We start from the raw sequence: 18,035 nt of genomic DNA on the forward strand, positions 1-18,035 counted from the left end.
GCGGCGGCTTACGGGTCCAGCCGCCAGACCCCGAACTCCCCGCCCTCCCGGCGGCATACCAGCACCGAGCCGGGGGCCTGGCACTCACCGACTACGTCAGGTATCGCCCCGAGGGTCCGCACGCCGTCCTCCGCCGGGTCGAGTCTCGCCACCAGTTGCCGCCCGTCGGCGAGTCGCTGCTGGCCGACTGGTGCCTCGTCCCACGCGGACCCGAAGGACAGCTGCCACCGGCCCAGGTGCCGTCGGACCCGCCCGGTGCCGCCGTCCACCACCACGAAATCGCCCGACCCCGGTCGCTCGGATGCTCCGAGCAGCAACCGATCGCCGGCCGCGGCGACGACGAGCAGATGGTCTCCCTCCCACCGGGTCTGGCCGGTCGCCGGGTCGAGCACCCGCAACCTGCCATCATGTGCCTGTAGACAGACCAGGTCGCCACACGCGGAGAGGTCGGACTCTGCGGCCGGACCCAACGCATGGGACCACCGCCGGGTCATGGACCCGACGTCGTAGGCTGTGACCACGCGGTCGCCCTCACGGATCAGCAGGAGGTCGCCGACGAACTGGGCGCGCCGGGGCTGATCTGCGGCGGGCGGTGGCAGGGCCAGCGCCCCCAGCAGGTCACCGGATTCCGGGTCGCGCACCTCCACTCGGCGTGCCGTCTCCAGCAGCATCAGGTCGGCCACCCCGCTCCGAGTACGCAAACCGACCCAGGCGGCGGGCCGGGCCCACCGGTCGACGCCGATGGCCGGGTCCACCGAGTGCAACATCCCGTCCCGGTCCGCTGGGCCGGCCCCGACCAGAACGTTGCCCCGCCGGGTGATCCCGATCAGCTCGCCTGGCCGTCGCCAGCGCATCGTGCCGTTGGCGCGGGTGAGCGCCACAACCTCCTGGCTGTCCGGATCGAGCTGGCCCTCGGCGGCACCGCGGACCGCGCCGGTGAGCCCACCGAGCAGGACGACGTCGGCGGCGCGAACGGGGCCCGACCACAGCTCTGGCACCGGCAGCGGTACCTGCCAGAGCGGCCGGCCGGCTGGCAGTGCGTACGCGGCCAGTTCCGGCTCGCCGGCGTCGGCCCCCGCTACTGGCCGAGTCTGGTCGACGACGAAGAGCAGGTCGCCCCGGACGACGGCGCTCGCGTCCGGGCGAGCCGGTACCGCCACCGCCGCCGGCCGCTCAGCCTGCGGAGCCGAGGTGGTGGCCGTGGCGAGGCTGACCCCGAGCGCGCCGACAAGGCCGAGCTGCCGGATGACACGGCGCGGAATCCGGTTGGCCGGCGTGGGTCCCGTAGCGCCATTCAGCTCGCCCAGATCGATGACAGTCATCGAGGTCTTCCGCTCTCGGATTCACTGACGTCGGTGCCGGTTGCGGTGGTCACCGGAGGATACCCGCTGTTCGGCGATGCCGGGTGCCGGCGGAACCCCACCACGATCGTTTGCGGCAGTCTGCGCCGGGTAGCCACGCGGTCTGCCGGACGGGGAGGACGGAGCATGGCTGAGCTGGAGTTCTTCGAGAAGGTGGCCGCGCGGTCGGGCGTCCCGCCGGAGACGGCGCGGTCCCTGACCGAGGCCACGTTGCGTACCCTCGCGGAGCGGATCAGCGGCGGGAAGGCGGCGGACCTGGCCGACCACGTGGCCCACGAGCTGCGCCCGCTGCTGGCCCGGGCCCGTCCCGAGGAGCCGGAGGCGTTCGGGTACGACGAGTTCCTGCGGCGGGTGGCGGAGCGGGCGGGGGTGGCTCGGGACGTCGCCGAGCGCGGCGTGCCGGTCGTCCTGCAGACCCTGGACCCGGTGGTCGGGCACCAGCAGTTCGAGCAGGCGCTGTCGCAACTGCCGATGGAGATCCGTGCCCTGGCCCAGCCGGTGCCCCGCAGGCCCTGACCGGCCCGGCGACCGGTCCTGGTCGCGGTACCTCGCCGGCGCGGACCGCGGAGTCCGCCGTCAGGCGAGCGCCGGCGAGGGAACGCAGCGACGGGGGTCCAGCAGGTCGACCTCGGTCGCCATGAACAGGTCCAGGTCGGTCGCCCGCCATCCGGCTGCCAGCAGTGGCCGGACGGCCGGGTGTGGCGCCGGCAGGCACACCCGCGCGTGCCCGTCCGCGCCTCCTAATGCGGCGAGGACCGCCAGTACGCTGTCGCCGACCTGGGCGTCCGGAAGACGCGGAGCCGAGGCCAGGTGTACGAGGCCGAAGCCCTCGCCCTCGCCGGCCGCGGTGCCGGCGGCCAGTGGCCGGCCGTCGAGGGCCGCGACAAGTCCCGTCCCGTTCGGTCGCCGCGCCCAGGCGTGATGGTCGGCGCTGCGGTCGACGCCCGTCCAGCCCGCCTCGAACCTGCTGACCGCCTCCGGTGCCGACGGCGCCACGGTCCAGCCGGCGGGCGGCCGCACGGCACGGACGTCGCCGGTCAGGTACAACAGTGGCCACCAGGCGTGCAGACCGACGCTCGTGTACAGCGGCAACGCGTGCGGGTGCTGGCTGCTGAACGTCATCCGCGGCGCGCTCTGATCGGGCCACAGCTCGCCGAGCAGCGCCCGGCCGCAGCCGCGACCGTGCTGCGCCGGATTGACGAACAGGTCGCACAGCATCGACGTCACGCCGCCGCGGCTGGCGATGCCGCGGGTCGCCCCGAACCCGATGATCCGGTCCTCGTCGCTCGCGACCGCGACTCGCCCGTGCCGCAGCAGGTGCCCCACGTACGCGGGGTCGGCACCGGTCCACTCGCCCCGCTGCCCCGCCGCCTCGGCGACGCGGGCGATGGCCTCGAGATCACTGCCCGTGGCGCCCCGAACCGTAAGGCCATCGCCGCAGTGCCGATCCCGTTGCACTTTCGGATTCCTCCTACTGATTCGGCCACCGATGGGGTGGCATCGCGACGGTTAACGCGCCCATCCAGCCCCTTGACTGCGCCTGCGGTCCTTCGTAGCGTCCACGCTACTGTCCCGAGGAGGACTCATGATGCTTCGTACGCCCGCCGTATCGGCGCTGGTCGCCGCCGCTCTCGTGGCCGGTCCGATCCTGGCGGCCCCGGCGGCCGCGGCGCCGGGCTCGATGGTCGGTGCTGACTCCATCGGCGACCCCTACTTCCAGCGACAGGGTAACGGCGGTTTCGACGTCCGGCACTGCGACATCGCCTTCACCTATGATCCCGGCACCCGGCAGATGACCGCCACCGCCACCATCACCGCGGTGGCGACGCAGGACCTCAGCCGCTTCAGCCTCGACTTCAGGGGTCCGACGGTGAGCGCCGTGACCGTGAACGCGGTTGCGGCACGCTTCTCGCGTGACGACGACAAGCTGTTCGCCACGCCGAAGAACGTGCTCAAGGCGGGCCGCACCTTCACCGTCGTGATCACCTACGCGGGTGAACCCGGACCGATGTACGACGCCGACGGATCCGTCGAAGGCTGGGTGCCCACGGACGACGGCGCGTTCGTCGTCGGCGAGCCGCAGGGTTCCGCGATGTGGTTCCCGGGCAACAACCATCCGACCGACAAGGCCACCTTCACCTTCCGTGCGACCGTCCCGGACGGGACGACCGCGGTGGGCAACGGCACGCTGGTTTCCCAGGCCACCCACGGTGGCTGGACCACGTTCGTGTGGGAGTCCCGCGAACCGATGGCCACCTATCTCGCCACCGTGACGATCGGGAAGTTCGTCGTCAGCGAGTTCACGACCGCCAGCAACATCCCCGTCTACACGGCGGTGGATCCGCGCCTGGCGAAGCGGGCGGCACCGATGCTCGCCGAGATCCCGGACATCGTCGACTTCTTCAGCTCGGTGTTCGGCCCGTACCCGTTCTCCTCCACCGGCGCGGTCATCGACTACGCGCCGAAGGTGGGCTATGCGTTGGAGACGCAGACGCGCCCCGTCTTCTGCGACGTGCCCAGCGACGCGATCGGCACGATCGCCCACGAGTTGGCACACATGTGGTTCGGCGACAGCGTCTCGCTGACCCGCTGGTCGGACATCTGGCTCAACGAGGGCTTCGCGACCTACGCGGAGTGGCTGTGGAGCGAGCACAATGGCGGGCCGACCGCGCAGAAGCTCTTCGAGCGCACGTACGCCCCGGACAAGCAGTCGTTCTGGGACGTCCTGCTGGCCGACCCGGGTGTCCTGAACATGTTCAGCTACCCGCCGTACGACCGGGGCGCCATGACGCTGCACGCGCTGCGGGTCAAGGTCGGTGACGAGGTCTTCTTCAAGATCTTGAAGGAGTGGACGACGGCGCACCGGTTCGGCAACGCCACCTCCGCCGACTTCGTCGGGCTCGCCGAGCGCGAGTCGCAGCAGGACCTGGGCCCGTTCTTCGACGCCTGGCTCTACCACACCGGCAAGCCGACCAGCTGGTGAAGCCCGGGCTGAGGGCTGGCCGGATCGGCGATCCGGCCAGCCCTCAGCCGCGAACGGCCTCGGGGCGGGGTCAGCTCACCGGGTGGGCTCGGCGGTCTGCTCCCAGATCGACTTCATCTCGTCGAAGGCCTGTTCCATGAGCTGCACCATCGCCTTCCGTGCGCGTTCGCCGTCGTGCCGTTGGATCGCCTGGGCGACCTCGGCGTGCAGGTGCAGCGCCTGCTCGTGCGGGCGGTGCGGCATGAGGTGGTGCTTGTGCCGGCCGGTGAGCACCTCCGCGACCAGATCCTGCAGCCGGACGAACATCTCGTTGCCGGAGGCGAGCAGCACCCGCCGATGGAATTCGATGTCGAGGTGCAGGAAGCGCTCCTCGTCGCCGGCCTGGACGGCGGCCCACATCTTCGCCGCGAGCCCGACGAGATCGCTCGCTTCGTCGTGACCGGCGCGGCTGGCGGCGAGCAGAGCGGCGTGCGGCTCGATGGCGGTGCGCAGCTCGGTGATCGACCGGAGCTGGGCGATCCGGCTGTCCGAGGCGAGCCGCCAGCGGATGACCTGGGGGTCGAAGACGTTCCAGTCGTGGGCCGGTCGGATCATCACTCCGACCCGGCGGCGGGTCTCGATGAACCCGATCGACGCCAGGACCCGCAGCACCTCGCGTACGACCGAGCGGGAGACCTCGTACCGGTCGACCAGCTCGTCGATGTTGAGGACCGCCCCGGGGGCGAATTCGCCGCCGCAGATGGCGGTGCCGAGGTGCTCGAGAACACGCGCGTGCAGCCCCGCTTCGGCAGGGGCGTGCTGGGCTGCGATGCCCCCGGAGGAGTACGGTTCCACGCCAAGGATCATATCAGTTGGGTCAACCTCTTGGATAAATCAGTTTTTTTGGCCTAGCATCCGGTCGTAAAGCAGACGTTACAACGTTGTGGCGCTCTGTCCCCCCGGACGGCGACCACGTGTGAAGGAGAGATGACGTGCGACGTCGATCGATAATCGGTACGTCTCTGGCCGTGGTGGCCGCCATGGGCCTGTCCGCATGCGGCGGCGGGAGCGACGGCGGCAGCGGGTCGAAGACGCTGCGCGTGACGCTGGTGAACCACGTCTGGACGGAGAACATCAAGAAGGCCCTGCCGGAGTTCGAGAAGCAGACGGGCCTCAAGGTCGAGGTCACCCAGCTCGGTGAGGACCAGCTCTCCGACCAGTACAACGTCAAGCTGAACGCCGGGTCCAGCGACATCGACGTGATGATGTACCGGCCGCTGCAAGAGGGGAAGCTGTTCGCCAAGAACAAGTACCTCGCCGACCTGACCGAGCGGACCAAGTCCGACAGCGCCTTCGACTTCAGCGACTTCCAGGCCGGTCCGGTGCAGGCCACCACGTACGACGACAAGGTCGTCGGCGTGCCGATCATTACCGAGCAGGAGGTCCTCTACTACCGCAAGGACCTGCTGGAGAAGTCCGGCTTCACCGCACCGCCGAAGACCCTTGACGAGCTCAAGACGCAGGCGGCCAAGGTCGCGGTTGACAACCCCGGAGTCGCCGGCTTCGTGGCTCGCACCGGCAAGGCGGCCGCCGTCACGCAGTTCTCCAGCTTCCTGTACAGCTTCGGCGGCGACTTCGTCGACGGCAGCGGGAAGGCGTCGGTCAACACCGAGCAGGCCAAGCAGGCGTACGCCTATTACGGCGGGCTGCTCCGCGAGCACGGTCCGAAGAACATCAGCACCGACATGAGCTGGTCCGAGGCGATGGCGATCTTCACCCAGGGCAAGGCGGCCTTCTACACCGAGGCCAACTCGCTCTACAAGAACGCCACTGACCCGGCCAAGTCGAAGGTTTCCGACACCGTCGGCTTCGCGGCCTTCCCGGCCGGCCCGGCCGGCTCGAAGCCGTACAACATCCCGTCCTGGGCGCTCGGCGTCAACGACACGTCGAAGAACAAGGACAACGCCTGGAAGTTCATCCAGTGGGCGGCCGGCAAGGAGCAGTCCCTGGCGCAGCAGGAGGCCGGCGTCCCCGGCGCCCGCGCGTCGGTCTGGGCCAACCCGGAGGGCACCTCGACCTACCCGAAGGACCTCGCCGAGGCTACCGCGGCCAGCACCGCCAACGGCATCGGCCATGACCGTCCCCTGGTCGTGAAGGTCGCCCAGGCGCGCGAGATCGTCGGCCAGCCGATCGTCGACGCGATCACCGGCAAGGACGCGGCCGCCTCGGCGGACGCGGCGAACGAGGCGTTCCAGAAGTTCCTCGACGACGAGGCGAAGTAGTCCGACCGCGGGGTGGCGGGGCTGACCGGCTCCGCCACCCCGCGCCGGGACCCTGGCCCTGAGCACCGGAGACCTCATGTCAGCCGTCACCACACCCGTCACCAGATCGCCCGACGCCCGCTCGGCGGAGTCGGCCTGGTCGCGCTGGGCCAACGCGCACCGCAAGTGGCTCTTCGCGGCACCCGCCATGGCGTTCGTCGCCGTGCTGATCATCTTTCCGGTGGCCTGGACCGGATACCTCAGCCTGACCGACGCCGAGGGCTCGGTACGCGCCGAGAGCCAGTTCATCGGGTTCCAGAACTACCTCGACGTGCTCACCGACACCGACCGGTTCTGGCCGGCGGTGTGGCGAACCGTCCTCTTCACCGGCGTCGTGCTCCTCGTCGAGGTCGTGCTCGGCATGGCGATCGCCCTGCTGCTGTGGCGCCCGTTCCGTGGTGAGAAGTGGGTTCGGGTCGCCATCCTCCTGCCGCTGGTGGCCACCCCGGTCGCGGTCGGCATGATGTGGCGGCTGATCTTCGATCCCAACATCGGCATGGCGAACCAGCTGCTCGGCTGGGTCGGCGTCGGTCCCCAGCCCTGGCTGGCCGGCCAGAGTTCGGCCCTGCCGACGACGATGTTCATCGACATCTGGCAGTGGACGCCGATGGTCGTGCTGATCCTGCTCGCCGGTCTGACGTCGCTCTCCGACGAGCCCCAGGAGGCGGCCCTCATCGACGGCGCCAGCACCTGGCAGCGGTTCCGGCACGTCACCCTGCCGCTGCTGATGCCCACCGTGATCGTCGCGATCCTGCTGCGCGGCATCGATGCGCTGAAGACCTTCGACATCCTCTACGCCACCAAGGGCCGCGGCGGCGGGTCGTTCCACGAGGTGGAAACCCTCAACGTCTACGCGTACGGCCTCAGCTTCGACTACAACGAGTACGGCATCTCATCGACGGTCCTCATCATCTTCTTCCTGATCATCATCGGGGTGATGTGGGCCCTGACCTACCGCAAGAAGGGGTTGGAGCGATGAACCCGAGCCGGCCGTTCAAGGTGTTCCGGGCGGTGGCGCTGGCCGTCGTGGTGATCTCGCTGATCGCGCCGCTGCTCTGGATGGTCGCCGCGTCGTTCAAGACCAACGTCGACATCTACGACACCGACAAGGCGTTCGCCTTCTCGCCCACGCTGGACAACTACCACACCGTGCTCCAGCGGGCGAACTACGTCCAGTTCATCGGCAACAGCCTCTGGGTGGCGTTCGCCGCCACGGTGCTCTCCCTCATCCTCGGGGTGCCCGCCGCGTACTCGATGAGCCGCTTCAACATGAACAAGTCCGCGCTCGTCGTGCTCATGGCTCGGGTCATCCCCGGTGTCTCGCTCCTGGTGCCCTGGTACTACGTCTTCTCGAACCTGCAGATGGTCGGCGGCTACACGGTGCTGATCCTCAGCCACATGTTCGTGTCGCTGCCGCTGATCGTCTACATCATGATGGGCTTCTTCGACAGCCTGCCGCAGGATCTGGAAGAGGCGGCGCTGGTCGACGGGCTGACCCACATCGGCGCGTTCCGCCGGATCACCCTGCCGCTGTCCGTGCCGGGCATCGCGACCGCCGGGATCCTGTCCTTCATCTTCTCCTGGAACAACTTCATGTTCGCCCTGGTGCTCTCCGGCGCGGACACCAAGACCCTGCCCGTGGCGATCTTCGACTTCGTCGGCTACGCCAGCATCGACTGGGGCGGCCTGATGGCCGCGGCCACCGTGGTCACCCTGCCGATCATGGTGATCGCCCTGTTCGTGCAGAAGTACATCGTCTCCGGCCTCACCGCCGGCGCCACGAAGGGCTGAGCGGCATGACCACCATCGCGCGTATCGAGACCTTCCTCGTCGCCCCCCGCTGGCTCTTCGTCCGCGTCGAGACCACCGACGGGATCATCGGCTGGGGCGAGGCGACCTGCGAGGGCCGGTCCGAGACCGTCCGCACCGCCGTCGAGCAGCTCAGTGAACTGCTGATCGGCCAGGACGCGCTGCGCATCGAGGACCACTGGCAGATCATGACCAAGGGCTCCTTCTACCGCGGCGGCCCGATCCTGGCCAGCGCCGTGGCCGGCCTCGACCAGGCGCTCTGGGACATCGCCGGCAAGCACTACGGCGCCCCCGTGCACCAGCTGCTCGGCGGCCCGGTCCGGGACCGGATCCGGGTGTACGGCTGGGTCGGCGGCGACGAACCCAGCGAGGTCCGCGACCAGATCAGCGCCGCCGTCGAGACGGGCCTCACCGCGGTGAAGATGAACGCCTCGGGCCCGATGAGTCCGGTGGCCTCGGTGGCCGAACTCGACGGCGTGGTCCAACGGGTGGCTGCGGCCCGCGAGGTGCTCGGTGACCAGCGGGACGTCGCGGTCGACTTCCACGGCCGGTTCAACCTCGCCACCGCCCGCCGGGTCGCCCCGCTGCTCGAGCCCTACCGGCCGTTCTTCCTGGAGGAGCCCGTCGTCCCGGAGAACTCGCACCTCATCGGCGAGTTTGTCCGCGCCACCACCACGCCGGTGTCCACCGGGGAGCGGCTCTACAGCCGGCAGGAGTTCCTGCCGGTGCTCCAGGCCGGCATCGCGGTCGCCCAGCCTGACCTCTCGCATGCCGGCGGCATCACCGAGGTCCGCAAGATCGCCACGCTGGCCGAGGTGTACGACGTGCAGCTCGCCCCGCACTGCCCGCTCGGCCCGATCGCCCTGGCGTCCTGCCTGCAGGTCGGCTTCGCCACGCCGAACTACCTGATCCAGGAGCAGAGCATCGGCATCCACTACAACCTCGGCGCCGAGGTGCTCGACTACTGCCTCGACAAGAAGCCGCTGACCTTCGTGGACGGCCACGTCGAGCGGCTCACCGGACCCGGCCTCGGCATCGAGATCGACGAGAACGCGGTGCGGGCGGCGGACAAGCGCGGGCACGCCTGGCGCAGCCCCACCTGGCGGCACCGCGACGGCTCCTATGCGGAATGGTGATCTCATGACCGTCAACCTCACCTCCGAACTCGCCGCCGCCCGTATCCTCGCGGTCATCCGCGGCACCGACACCGCCGGCGCGATCGCCGCCGGAACCGCCCTGCTGGAAGAGGGCGTACGCATCGTCGAGGTGGCCCTCACCACGCCGAACGCCGCGTCGGCCGTCGAGGCGCTGCGCGCGGCCGCGCCCGCCGGCTCGCTGGTCGGCGCCGGCACGGTGCTCACCGCCGCCGACGTCGCCGACGTGGCCGCCGCGGGCGCGCAGTTCGTGGTGACGCCGGCCGTGGTCGAGTCGATCCCCGAGGCGGCCCGGCGCGGCCTTCCCGTCGCCGCCGGAGCGTTCACCCCGACCGAGGCGTACACCGCGATGCGGATGGGGGCATCGGCGATCAAGCTGTTCCCGGCGTCGGCGGGAGGCCCGGCGTACCTGAAGGCGGTGCGCGACCCGTTCCCGGACATCCCGTTCGTCGCGGTCGGCGGGGTAGGTCTGGCCGACCTGCCCGGGTACTTCGCCGCCGGGGCGATCGCCGTCGGCGTCGGCGGGCCGCTGGTCGGCGACGCGGCCTCCGGCGGCGACCTCGACGCCCTGCGTCAGCGGGCCCGCGCCTACCTCGCCGCCGTCTCATGACCGGCGGCCACCTCGACGCCCTGCCCGAGCCGCGCCTACCTGGCCACCGCGTCGCGGCCGGCGTCGACCTGCTCACCTTCGGCGAAGCCCTGGTCTCGCTGCGCTCGGCCGGCCCGCTCTCCGCCGGCGGCCCGCTGCACCCGCATCTGGCCGGGGCGGAGTGCAACGTGGCCATCGGCGTGTCCCGGCTCGGCCACCGCGCGGCCTTCGCCGGCCGGGTCAGCGACGACGAGTTGGGCGGGTTCCTGTTGCGGCAGCTACGCGCCGAGAGCGTGGCGGTCGCGCACGTGGCCCGCGACCCGGAGCGCTCGGCCGGGCTGATGTTCCTGGAGCGGCGTACCGCCGACCTGACCCGGGTCATCTACCAGCGCGCCGGCTCGGCCGGGTCCGCGCTCCACGTCGACGACCTGAGCTCCGCCCTGGCCGCCGGAGCGCGGGTGCTGCACCTGACCGGGATCACCCCGGCGCTGTCCGACAGCGCCCGGGAGGCCACGAGCTGGGCGGCGCGGACCGCCGCCGGGGCCGGCGCGTTGGTCTGCCTCGACGTCAACTACCGGGCCCGGCTGTGGAGTCGGGACGCCGCCCGGGCGGTACTCACCCCGCTCGCCGGCCACGTCTCGGTCCTCGTCGCCTCCGCCGACGAGCTGGACCTGGTCGGCGCACCGGGTGCCGACGAGGAGACCGCGGTGGCCTCGCTGCTGGACCGGGGCGTGTCGACCGTGCTGGTGAAGCTCGGTGGCGACGGTGCCCGCGCGTACACCCGGGACGGCCGGCTGGAGGCGGCGGCGCTGCCCGTGACGGCGGTCGACACCGTCGGCGCGGGGGACGCCTTCACCGCCGGCTACCTCTCCGGCCACCTGGACGGACTCGACCTGGCCGGGCGGCTGCGCCGCGCGGTCACCCTCGGTGCCTTCGCCGTCGCCGGCCACGGCGACTGGGAGGCCCTCCCACGCCGCGACGAGCTGTCCCTGCTGGACGGCCTGCAGCCCGGCAGTACCCTTCGCTGACCGTACCCCTTGAGAAAGGCACACCGCGTGAAGATCGTCGCAGCGGACGTCATCGTCTCCAGCCCCGACCGCAACTTCGTCACCCTCAAGATCACCACAGATGAGGGGCTGACCGGGCTGGGGGACGGCACCCTCAACGGGCGCGAACTCTCCGTCGCGTCCTACCTGGCCGACCACGTCGTCCCCCTGCTGATCGGGCGGGACCCGCACCGCATCGAGGACACCTGGCAGTTCCTCTACCGGTCGGCGTACTGGCGGCGCGGCCCGGTCACCATGGCCGCCATCGCGGCCGTGGACGTCGCGCTCTGGGACATCAAGGCCAAGGCCGCCGGCATGCCGCTCTACCAGCTTCTCGGCGGCGCCTCCCGGACCGGGATCATGGCGTACGGGCACGCCTCCGGGCGGGACCTGCCGGAGCTGTTCGACTCGATCCGCCGCCACCTCGACCTCGGCTTCCGATCGATCCGGGTGCAGACCTCGGTGCCCGGCATCAACGCCGTCTACGGCGTGGCCGCACAGCCCAGCGCCGACGGCAAGCGCTACGACTACGAGCCGGCGCAGCGCACCCCGCTGCCCTCCGAGGAGGACTGGGACACCCGCGCCTACCTGCGCCACCTGCCCGGCGTCTTCGAGGCGGTACGCAACGAGTTCGGCCCCGAACTGCCGCTGCTGCACGACGGGCACCACCGGATGACCCCCATCCAGGCCGCCAAGCTCGGCAAGGCACTCGAACCGTACGACCTGTTCTGGCTGGAGGACTGCACCCCGGCGGAGAACCAGGACGCGCTGCGGCTGGTCCGCCAGCACACCACCACCCCGCTGGCCATCGGCGAGATCTTCAACACCGTCTGGGACTACCAGACGCTGGTCCGGGAACAGCTCATCGACTACGTACGGTCCGCCGTCACCCACACCGGCGGCATCACCGCCATGCGTAAGCTGCTCGACTTCGCCGCCCAGTACCAGATCAAGTCCGGCATCCACGGCCCCACCGACATCTCGCCGGTCGGCATGGCCGCCGCGCTGCACCTCGACCTGGCCATCCACAACTTCGGCATCCAGGAGTACATGCAGCACGGCCCGCTCACCAACGAGGTGTTCCGCCAGTCGTTCAGCTTCACCGACGGCTACCTGCACCCCGGCGACCAGCCCGGCCTCGGCGTGGAACTCGACGAGGAGGCCGCCGCCCGGTTCCCGTACCAGCCGGCGTACCTGCCGTTCAACCGGCTCAAGGACGGCACCGTCCATGACTGGTGAGCAGCTGCCCACCCGGCACATCGTGGTGATGGGCGTGTCCGGAGCGGGCAAGACGACGGTGGCCCGGGGGATCAGCGAGCTGACCGGCCTGCGGTTCGCCGAGGCGGACGAGTTCCACTCGGCGGCCAACGTGGCGCAGATGCGCGCCGGCATCCCGCTGGACGACGCGGCCCGCTGGCCCTGGCTGCGCGCCCTGGCCGCCTGGATGGCCGAGCGGCACGCCGAGGGGGTCTCCACCGTGCTGGCCTGCTCGGCCCTCAAGCGCGCCTATCGGGACGAGCTGCGGCAGGGGCCGCCGGAGGTGGAGTTCCTGCACCTGGACGGGTCGGCGGAGCTGATGCGGGAGCGGCTGCGGCTGCGGGTCGGGCACTACATGCCGGCGAGCCTGTTCGACTCCCAGCGGGCGATCCTCGAGCACCTGGAGCCGGACGAGTCCGGCATGGTGCTGGAGGTGGCGGCGTCACCGGACGACCTCGTCCGCGTGGCGATCGACCGGCTCGGCCTGCCGCTGCGCGCGAGCGTCGCCGGCCACTGACCGGGCTGTTCCGGGCGGGTCGGCCCGGTCACCGGCTGCGGGCCGGGGCCGTGCCGGCCGCGCCCGGCCGTGCCCGCGGGATCACTCGGGCACGGCGTCCAGGTAGACCCAGCCGCCGCCCTCCCGGACGAAGCGGCTGTGTTCCTCCAGCGTGCCGGGGCGGCCCGCCTCGCGGTAGTGGGCGCGGAACCGGACCGTGCCCGCGGTGTCGAAGAGGCCGCCCCGGTCGCTGCCGAGGATCTCCAGCCGCGTCCACCGCAGCCCCGGGTCCAGCCGCAGCCGAGCCGGCCGGGTCGAGGGGTGCCAGCTGCGCAACAGGTGGTCGGCGTCGCCGACGGCGAAGGCGCTGAACCGCGACCGCATGAGCGCCTCGGCGGTCGCCGCCGTCGCCGTGCCCCGGTGGATCGGGCCGCAGCAGTCCGCGTACGGCAGGCCACTCCCGCAGGGACAACCCCCGCTCGCCCGTTCGGCCGCGCCCCGGCCGGCGCCACGTTTCGCCACGACCGCCATCCTGCCGCAGCGGCGACCACCGGGCTGGTGCCGGGTGCCACCTTGCCCGGCTGCGCTGTAATGACGGCGTGAACGGGGACGTGGTACGACGGCTCGCCGAGGCGGCAGCGCGGGTACGCGAACACCAGACGATCGGTGGGCAGGTCGAGCTGCTGCGCCGCCGCGTCGAGGAGGCGGAACGGCACCTCGAACCGCTGCGCCACGCGCACGAGCGGGAGCAGCAGGACGTCGAACGCCTGGAAGGCCACTCGATCACCCGCGTGCTCGCCTCCCTGCGCGGCAGCCGTGACGACGACCTGGCCCGGGAACGCGCCGAGGCCGACCTGGCCGCCCGGCGCGCGGCGGACGCACAGGCGCACCTCGCCGGGCTGCGCCGCGAGCACCGGGCCGCCCAGGCGCGGCGTGCCGAACTGGCCGAGGCACCTGCGACGTACGCGGCCCTGCTCGACGAGCGGGAACGGCTGCTGATCGCCGGCCGGGATCCTCGGGCGGCCCGTCTCGCCGCGCTGGCCGCCGAACGGGACCGGCTCACCAGCCGGGCCCGACAGGTCGACGAGGTAGCCCAAGCCGCGATGGCCGCCCGCACCGCCCTCGCCGCCGTACGCGACCACCTGGCCAAGGCGGACGGCTGGTCCACCTACGACACCTTCTTCGGCGGCGGGATGGTGAGCAGCGTGATCAAACACAACCGGATGGACGACGCCGCCGCGGCGGCCCGGGTCGCCGACCGGCGGCTGGCGGTGCTCCGTACCGAGCTGGCCGACCTGCCCGGGGTCTGGGTCGCGCCCGAGCTGGAGCTGGGCGAGCTGACCCGCTTCGCTGACATCTTCCTCGACAACATCTTCACCGACCTCGCCGTGCGCGGCCGGATCCGGCGCGCGCAGGACGCGGTCGAGCGGGCCGGCGCGGCGGTCGCCTGGCTGCGGGGCCGGCTGGCCACCGAGGCCGCCGAGCTGCACCGGCGCCGCAACGACCTCGCCGGCGAGCGGGTCGGGCTGCTCACCGCCCCCTGACCGGCCGCCGGGTCAGCGGCCGCTCGTCCGGGCCGTACGCCGGTTGCCGAACGACTCCATGGTCGTCGCCTTCTTCGCCGGCGTCCGGGTCTCGGCGATCCGGCGGGACCGGGCGGCGGCCGCGGCCTTCTTCGCCGTGGCCTTTCGGGCCGTACCCTTCTTTGCCGGCGCCTTCTTCGCGGTGGCCCGCGTGGCTGGTGCCTTCTTCGCCGCCGCCTTGGTGGCCGGGGCCTTCTTCGCGGTGGTCGCCTTCTTCGCGGCCGTCGCCTTGGCGGTCGGCCGTCGGGTGGGCGTGGCGGTGGTGGCCGCGGTGGCCTTCTTCCTCGCCGCCCGGGCGGTCGTCGGGGTGGGCTTGCCGCCCGGCGTCTTGGCCGCGGTCGCCCCGGTTGCCCGCTTGGTGGCGGTCGCGACCTTCTTCGCCGCGGCCTTGTTCGGCATCGGGGCCTTCCGCGCCCCGGTGGCCTTCCGAGCGCTGCTGGGTCTGGTGGCCGCCTGGGCCATCGCTCCTCCCTCGCTCCTCCGCCGCGGCCCGGACGGACACGCCGTCCGGCAACGTCAGGCCGACCGGCCCACGCGGCGCGCGTGTCTTCCCGCCGCGCCGGTGGTCAAACACCGTAAACCCGTCCGCGCGCCGGTTCACCGAGCCACAAGCCAGCCGGGGGGGGGTCACGATCCGACCCGGGCGGGTGGCCCGCCTCGCCGAGCTGCTCGACCAGGAGCCGTCCGATCTCGGCAAGCCGTGAGCCGGCCTACAGCCAGCCTGAGCGTCGGAACAGCCGGTGCAGGGTGAACCCGGCGACGGCCATCACCAGCAGCGCCGCCGGGTAGCCGTACCGCCAGCCCACCTCTGGCATGTGGACGAAGTTCATGCCGTACACGCCGGCCACGGCGGTCTGGGTGGCGGCGATCGCCGCCCATGCCGCGATCTTGCGCATGTCGTTGTTCTGGTCGACGGCGAGCTGCGTCAGCCGGGCCTGGAGGATCGAGTTGAGCAGTTCGTCGTAGGAGTTGACCTGGTCCACGGCGCGGGTGAGCCGGCCGTCGACGTCGGCGAACCAGCGGTGCAGCCCCGGCGGCGGGCCACCGTCCCGCCGCTCCCGTACGGCCCGCAGCGGCGCGGGCAGCGGCAGCACCGCTCGCTTGAACTCCGCCACCTCGCGCTTGAGCTGGTAGATGTGCTGGATGTCGGCGCGGTGGTCGCGGGCGAAGACGTTCTCCTCGACCCGTTCGAGGTCGCTCTCGAGGTGCCCGGCGACCTCCAGGTAGAGGTCGACCATCCGATCGCAGACCGCGTACGCGACGGCCCACGGTCCCTCGGCCAGCACACCCGGGCGGCGCTCGAGATCCGCCCGGACCGGGGTGAGCGCGCCCGCCGCGCCGTGCCGGACGGTGATGACGAACCGGTGGCCGAGGAACATCATCACGTCCCCGGTGTCGATCACCTCGGAGGTGTCGGTCAGCTCGGTGTGCTCGACGTAGCCGGCCGTGCGCAGCACCAGCAGCGTCACCTCGCCGTGCCGCTGCACCGTGGGGCGGTGCCCGTCGGCGAGGGCCTGCGCGACGGCCAGCTCGTCCAGGCCGAAGGTGCGTCCGACCGCCGCCATCACCGCCGCGCCCGGCTCGTGCAGTCCCAGCCAGACGAACGAACGACGGGTACGCCGGCTGCGCGCGTACGCGTCGGCGTAGTGCGGGCGGCCCGGTTCCCGCCGGCCGTCCAGGTAGACCGCGCAGTCCACCACGGCGTCCGGGTTGGATCGCCGGGCCGCGGCTGCCGCCGTGCCGTCGCCGTTCCGCCCGACCAGGCGGGCGAGCAGGGTGGACAGGGATCGCCCGCCCCACCGGGCCCGTGGCGCCGATCGGGCCACCGCGCACCTCCTTCGGCGGCTCCAGCTCGGCGCGACCTGGCGCCGCGCCGCGACCTGGAGCCGCCGGCCGCCGAGGAACTGATGGCCTACCGTACGGCGTGCGGGCGCCGCGTGCTGTCCGGCGCCGGTCAGCGGGTGGCGGTGGCGAAGACGACGATGTTGTCCGGGTAGCTGCCGGTGTGCGGGTTGAAGCGCCCGCCGCAGGTGATCAGGCGGAGCCGGACGTCCGCGCCGCCGCCGTACACCCGGTCGGTGGGGAAGCGGTCCTTCGGGTACACCCCGACGCCGTCCACGGTGAACGTGGCGACCCGGCCGTCGGCCCGGGTGACCCGTACCGTGTCGCCGGGGCGTAGCCGGCCGAGGTCGAAGAAGACCGCTGGGCCCATCTGCGAGTCCACGTGCCCCACCAGCACCGCGTTGCCGGCCTCGCCAGGGGTGGGGCCGCGCCGGTACCAGCCGGCAATCTCCGGATGCTCCAGCGGCGGCACCTCCAGTTCGCCGTCGTCGCCCGTGCCGACCGGGACGATGTCGGCGTCGACGCCGATGCGGGGGATGGTGACGCGGACCGGTTCGGAGCGGGGGAGCACCGGCCCGGCTGGTCCGGAGTGTTCGGCGGTCGGCGCCACCGAGGCGCCCGGCTGCGGTGGCCGGATGGCTGTGGTGCCGAGACCGGCGGCCACCATGCCGGTGCCGGTGGCTGCGGCGATCGTGACCGCGGCGACGATGGCGGCGGTCCGAGCCTTCGACGGCCTTTCCCCGGGGCTGCTCTTCGACGACAGGTTCCCACCTCCGTCCGACGTGTGAGCGGCGCCCGCGCCGGTTGTCGCCCGGCGCGGGCACCCTTGCTCAGGGATGGTGTGGCGAGGCCGTCAGGCGGCGTCGGTGGTCCGCCGTCGGCGGCGCACCAGCACGTACGTCCCACCGGCGACCGCCGCGGCGGCCAGCGCGCCGCCCGCGACGAGCACCCCGCTGTCGCCGCCCTTGCCGCCGGCACCCGCCGGGGCGCCGCCGATCGGGGTGGCGCCGACCGCGATGACGGTGAAGGTGGCCGTGCCGCCGTTGCTGCCGTCCCCGCAGGTGGTGGTGACCGTGTACGTGCCGAGGGTGAACCCGGCGGTGAACAGTTCGGCGCTCAGCCCGCCCCCGGCCGCCGCCGTGGTGGACCGGACGTTCTCGTCCCGGTTGGGCCCGGTGATGTGGAAGATCGCGTCACCGGTCGCCGGGTTGCACTCCGTCGTGGTGAGCACGACCGTCCCGCCGACCGGGGTGGTGGCGGGGGAGACCGTCGTGTCCGCGAGCGCGGCGGTCGGGAGCAGGAGTGCGCCGAGGCCCACGCCGACCGCCGCAGTTCCGAAAATTCTCTGTGCCTTCATCCGCGTCTTCCCTCACTTTTCGTCCGCTGACTGCGTGGGACGCCGTTTGGGTGGCCAACTCCGTGACTAGCGCCGGTGTGGCCAACACTAGGAGCGTTGCGGAGGTCACTCGGTGTAAATGAGAAATCTTCGTTGCCGTCCCGTGTTTTCCCTCCCGCCGGACAGCGCCAGACGCGCCCGTCCACCCGCGCCCGGAGCGCCCAGGCGTAACCAGCCGTTGCTGATTCCGTGGTCGGATGTCAGCAATCCCGGCCTTTC

The 18,035-nt window shown here is 71.9% G+C and carries 19 protein-coding genes; 11 read left to right on the forward strand and 8 right to left on the reverse strand.

What is annotated here, in order from left to right; translation table 11 throughout:
• Positions 1-8 precede the first annotated feature (8 nt).
• The gene (locus tag ACNAW0_RS27240) at positions 9-1,322 is read right to left on the reverse strand and encodes a PQQ-binding-like beta-propeller repeat protein (RefSeq protein ID WP_416290877.1); all 1,314 of its coding nucleotides are present in this window, start codon (positions 1,320-1,322) and stop codon (positions 9-11) included.
• A 165-nt stretch (positions 1,323-1,487) separates the two neighbouring features.
• On the opposite strand from ACNAW0_RS27240, the gene ACNAW0_RS27245 reads away from it, so the two are divergent.
• Positions 1,488-1,877 carry a DUF2267 domain-containing protein gene (locus ACNAW0_RS27245; protein ID WP_416290878.1) on the forward strand — a complete coding sequence of 130 codons (390 nt, stop codon included), beginning with the start codon at positions 1,488-1,490 and terminating at the stop codon, positions 1,875-1,877.
• Positions 1,878-1,937: 60 nt separating this feature from the next.
• Here ACNAW0_RS27245 and ACNAW0_RS27250 read toward each other — a convergent pair whose 3' ends face one another.
• Positions 1,938-2,819 (reverse strand): GNAT family N-acetyltransferase, encoded by an 882-nt coding sequence (locus ACNAW0_RS27250; RefSeq protein ID WP_416290879.1) that lies wholly within the window; start codon positions 2,817-2,819, stop codon positions 1,938-1,940.
• A gap of 127 nt (positions 2,820-2,946) precedes the next feature.
• Here ACNAW0_RS27250 and ACNAW0_RS27255 point away from each other — a divergent pair, with 127 nt between their 5' ends.
• Positions 2,947-4,344, forward strand: coding sequence for a M1 family metallopeptidase (locus tag ACNAW0_RS27255; protein WP_416290880.1), 1,398 nt, complete (start codon positions 2,947-2,949; stop codon positions 4,342-4,344).
• A gap of 75 nt (positions 4,345-4,419) precedes the next feature.
• On the opposite strand, the gene ACNAW0_RS27260 is transcribed toward ACNAW0_RS27255, so the two are convergent.
• Entirely contained in the window at positions 4,420-5,178 is a 759-nt protein-coding gene (locus ACNAW0_RS27260; RefSeq protein WP_416290881.1) for a FadR/GntR family transcriptional regulator, read from the reverse strand.
• 137 nt (positions 5,179-5,315) lie between these two features.
• On the opposite strand from ACNAW0_RS27260, the gene ACNAW0_RS27265 reads away from it, so the two are divergent.
• The 8 genes from ACNAW0_RS27265 (at position 5,316) to ACNAW0_RS27300 (ending at position 13,016) form a co-directional block, all read left to right on the forward strand.
• Entirely contained in the window at positions 5,316-6,605 is a 1,290-nt protein-coding gene (locus ACNAW0_RS27265; RefSeq protein ID WP_416290882.1) for an ABC transporter substrate-binding protein, read from the forward strand.
• A gap of 76 nt (positions 6,606-6,681) precedes the next feature.
• Positions 6,682-7,623: a carbohydrate ABC transporter permease gene (locus ACNAW0_RS27270; RefSeq protein ID WP_416290883.1), complete on the forward strand. Its 942-nt coding sequence runs from the start codon at positions 6,682-6,684 to the stop codon at positions 7,621-7,623.
• On the forward strand, positions 7,620-8,435 hold the full coding sequence (locus tag ACNAW0_RS27275) for a carbohydrate ABC transporter permease (RefSeq protein ID WP_416290884.1): 816 nt from the start codon (positions 7,620-7,622) through the stop codon (positions 8,433-8,435). The genes ACNAW0_RS27270 and ACNAW0_RS27275 overlap by 4 nt, the downstream gene beginning before the upstream one ends.
• Before the next feature lie 5 nt (positions 8,436-8,440).
• Positions 8,441-9,589 carry a galactonate dehydratase gene (dgoD, locus tag ACNAW0_RS27280; protein ID WP_416290885.1) on the forward strand — a complete coding sequence of 383 codons (1,149 nt, stop codon included), beginning with the start codon at positions 8,441-8,443 and terminating at the stop codon, positions 9,587-9,589.
• A gap of 4 nt (positions 9,590-9,593) precedes the next feature.
• Positions 9,594-10,217, forward strand: a complete 624-nt coding sequence (locus ACNAW0_RS27285; RefSeq protein ID WP_416290886.1) for a bifunctional 4-hydroxy-2-oxoglutarate aldolase/2-dehydro-3-deoxy-phosphogluconate aldolase — start codon at positions 9,594-9,596, stop codon at positions 10,215-10,217.
• Positions 10,214-11,224, forward strand: coding sequence for a sugar kinase (locus tag ACNAW0_RS27290; protein ID WP_416290887.1), 1,011 nt, complete (start codon positions 10,214-10,216; stop codon positions 11,222-11,224). Before ACNAW0_RS27285 ends, ACNAW0_RS27290 begins: the two co-directional genes overlap by 4 nt.
• A gap of 27 nt (positions 11,225-11,251) precedes the next feature.
• Positions 11,252-12,481, forward strand: a complete 1,230-nt coding sequence (gene manD / locus ACNAW0_RS27295; RefSeq protein WP_416290888.1) for a D-mannonate dehydratase ManD — start codon at positions 11,252-11,254, stop codon at positions 12,479-12,481.
• Positions 12,471-13,016 carry a gluconokinase gene (locus ACNAW0_RS27300; RefSeq protein ID WP_416290889.1) on the forward strand — a complete coding sequence of 182 codons (546 nt, stop codon included), beginning with the start codon at positions 12,471-12,473 and terminating at the stop codon, positions 13,014-13,016. Before manD ends, ACNAW0_RS27300 begins: the two co-directional genes overlap by 11 nt.
• An 81-nt stretch (positions 13,017-13,097) precedes the next feature.
• On the opposite strand, the gene ACNAW0_RS27305 is transcribed toward ACNAW0_RS27300, so the two are convergent.
• Positions 13,098-13,517, reverse strand: a complete 420-nt coding sequence (locus ACNAW0_RS27305; RefSeq protein ID WP_416290890.1) for a YchJ family protein — start codon at positions 13,515-13,517, stop codon at positions 13,098-13,100.
• A 77-nt stretch (positions 13,518-13,594) separates the two neighbouring features.
• On the opposite strand from ACNAW0_RS27305, the gene ACNAW0_RS27310 reads away from it, so the two are divergent.
• Positions 13,595-14,539 carry a hypothetical protein gene (locus tag ACNAW0_RS27310; protein ID WP_416290891.1) on the forward strand — a complete coding sequence of 315 codons (945 nt, stop codon included), beginning with the start codon at positions 13,595-13,597 and terminating at the stop codon, positions 14,537-14,539.
• A 12-nt stretch (positions 14,540-14,551) separates the two neighbouring features.
• On the opposite strand, the gene ACNAW0_RS27315 is transcribed toward ACNAW0_RS27310, so the two are convergent.
• The 4 genes from ACNAW0_RS27315 to ACNAW0_RS27330 all read right to left on the reverse strand — a co-directional run bounded on the left by ACNAW0_RS27315 (position 14,552) and on the right by ACNAW0_RS27330 (position 17,777).
• Positions 14,552-15,040: a hypothetical protein gene (locus ACNAW0_RS27315; protein ID WP_416290892.1), complete on the reverse strand. Its 489-nt coding sequence runs from the start codon at positions 15,038-15,040 to the stop codon at positions 14,552-14,554.
• A 248-nt stretch (positions 15,041-15,288) separates the two neighbouring features.
• Complete coding sequence (locus tag ACNAW0_RS27320) at positions 15,289-16,404, reverse strand: magnesium and cobalt transport protein CorA (RefSeq protein WP_416290893.1); 1,116 nt, start codon at positions 16,402-16,404, stop codon at positions 15,289-15,291.
• Positions 16,405-16,532: 128 nt separating this feature from the next.
• The gene (locus tag ACNAW0_RS27325; RefSeq protein ID WP_416290895.1) at positions 16,533-17,087 is read right to left on the reverse strand and encodes a class F sortase; all 555 of its coding nucleotides are present in this window, start codon (positions 17,085-17,087) and stop codon (positions 16,533-16,535) included.
• A gap of 186 nt (positions 17,088-17,273) precedes the next feature.
• Entirely contained in the window at positions 17,274-17,777 is a 504-nt protein-coding gene (locus ACNAW0_RS27330) for a hypothetical protein (RefSeq protein ID WP_416290896.1), read from the reverse strand.
• Between the last annotated feature and the right edge of the window lie 258 nt (positions 17,778-18,035).

The sequence above is a fragment of the Micromonospora sp. SL1-18 genome (assembly GCF_047921505.1).
Classification (GTDB): Bacteria; Actinomycetota; Actinomycetes; order Mycobacteriales; family Micromonosporaceae; genus Micromonospora.

Bases quoted from the DNA above. Each gene is read 5' to 3' on its own strand.
- ACNAW0_RS27240 (WP_416290877.1), bottom strand. From the start codon at position 1,322: ATGACTGTCATCGATCTGGGCGAGCTGAATGGCGCTACGGGACCCACG.
- ACNAW0_RS27245 (WP_416290878.1), top strand. From the start codon at position 1,488: ATGGCTGAGCTGGAGTTCTTCGAGAAGGTGGCCGCGCGGTCGGGCGTC.
- ACNAW0_RS27255 (WP_416290880.1), top strand. From the start codon at position 2,947: ATGATGCTTCGTACGCCCGCCGTATCGGCGCTGGTCGCCGCCGCTCTC.
- ACNAW0_RS27270 (WP_416290883.1), top strand. From the start codon at position 6,682: ATGTCAGCCGTCACCACACCCGTCACCAGATCGCCCGACGCCCGCTCG.
- ACNAW0_RS27275 (WP_416290884.1), top strand. From the start codon at position 7,620: ATGAACCCGAGCCGGCCGTTCAAGGTGTTCCGGGCGGTGGCGCTGGCC.
- dgoD (WP_416290885.1), top strand. From the start codon at position 8,441: ATGACCACCATCGCGCGTATCGAGACCTTCCTCGTCGCCCCCCGCTGG.
- ACNAW0_RS27285 (WP_416290886.1), top strand. From the start codon at position 9,594: ATGACCGTCAACCTCACCTCCGAACTCGCCGCCGCCCGTATCCTCGCG.
- ACNAW0_RS27290 (WP_416290887.1), top strand. From the start codon at position 10,214: ATGACCGGCGGCCACCTCGACGCCCTGCCCGAGCCGCGCCTACCTGGC.
- ACNAW0_RS27300 (WP_416290889.1), top strand. From the start codon at position 12,471: ATGACTGGTGAGCAGCTGCCCACCCGGCACATCGTGGTGATGGGCGTG.
- ACNAW0_RS27315 (WP_416290892.1), bottom strand. From the start codon at position 15,040: ATGGCCCAGGCGGCCACCAGACCCAGCAGCGCTCGGAAGGCCACCGGG.
- ACNAW0_RS27325 (WP_416290895.1), bottom strand. From the start codon at position 17,087: ATGGTGGCCGCCGGTCTCGGCACCACAGCCATCCGGCCACCGCAGCCG.
- ACNAW0_RS27330 (WP_416290896.1), bottom strand. From the start codon at position 17,777: ATGAAGGCACAGAGAATTTTCGGAACTGCGGCGGTCGGCGTGGGCCTC.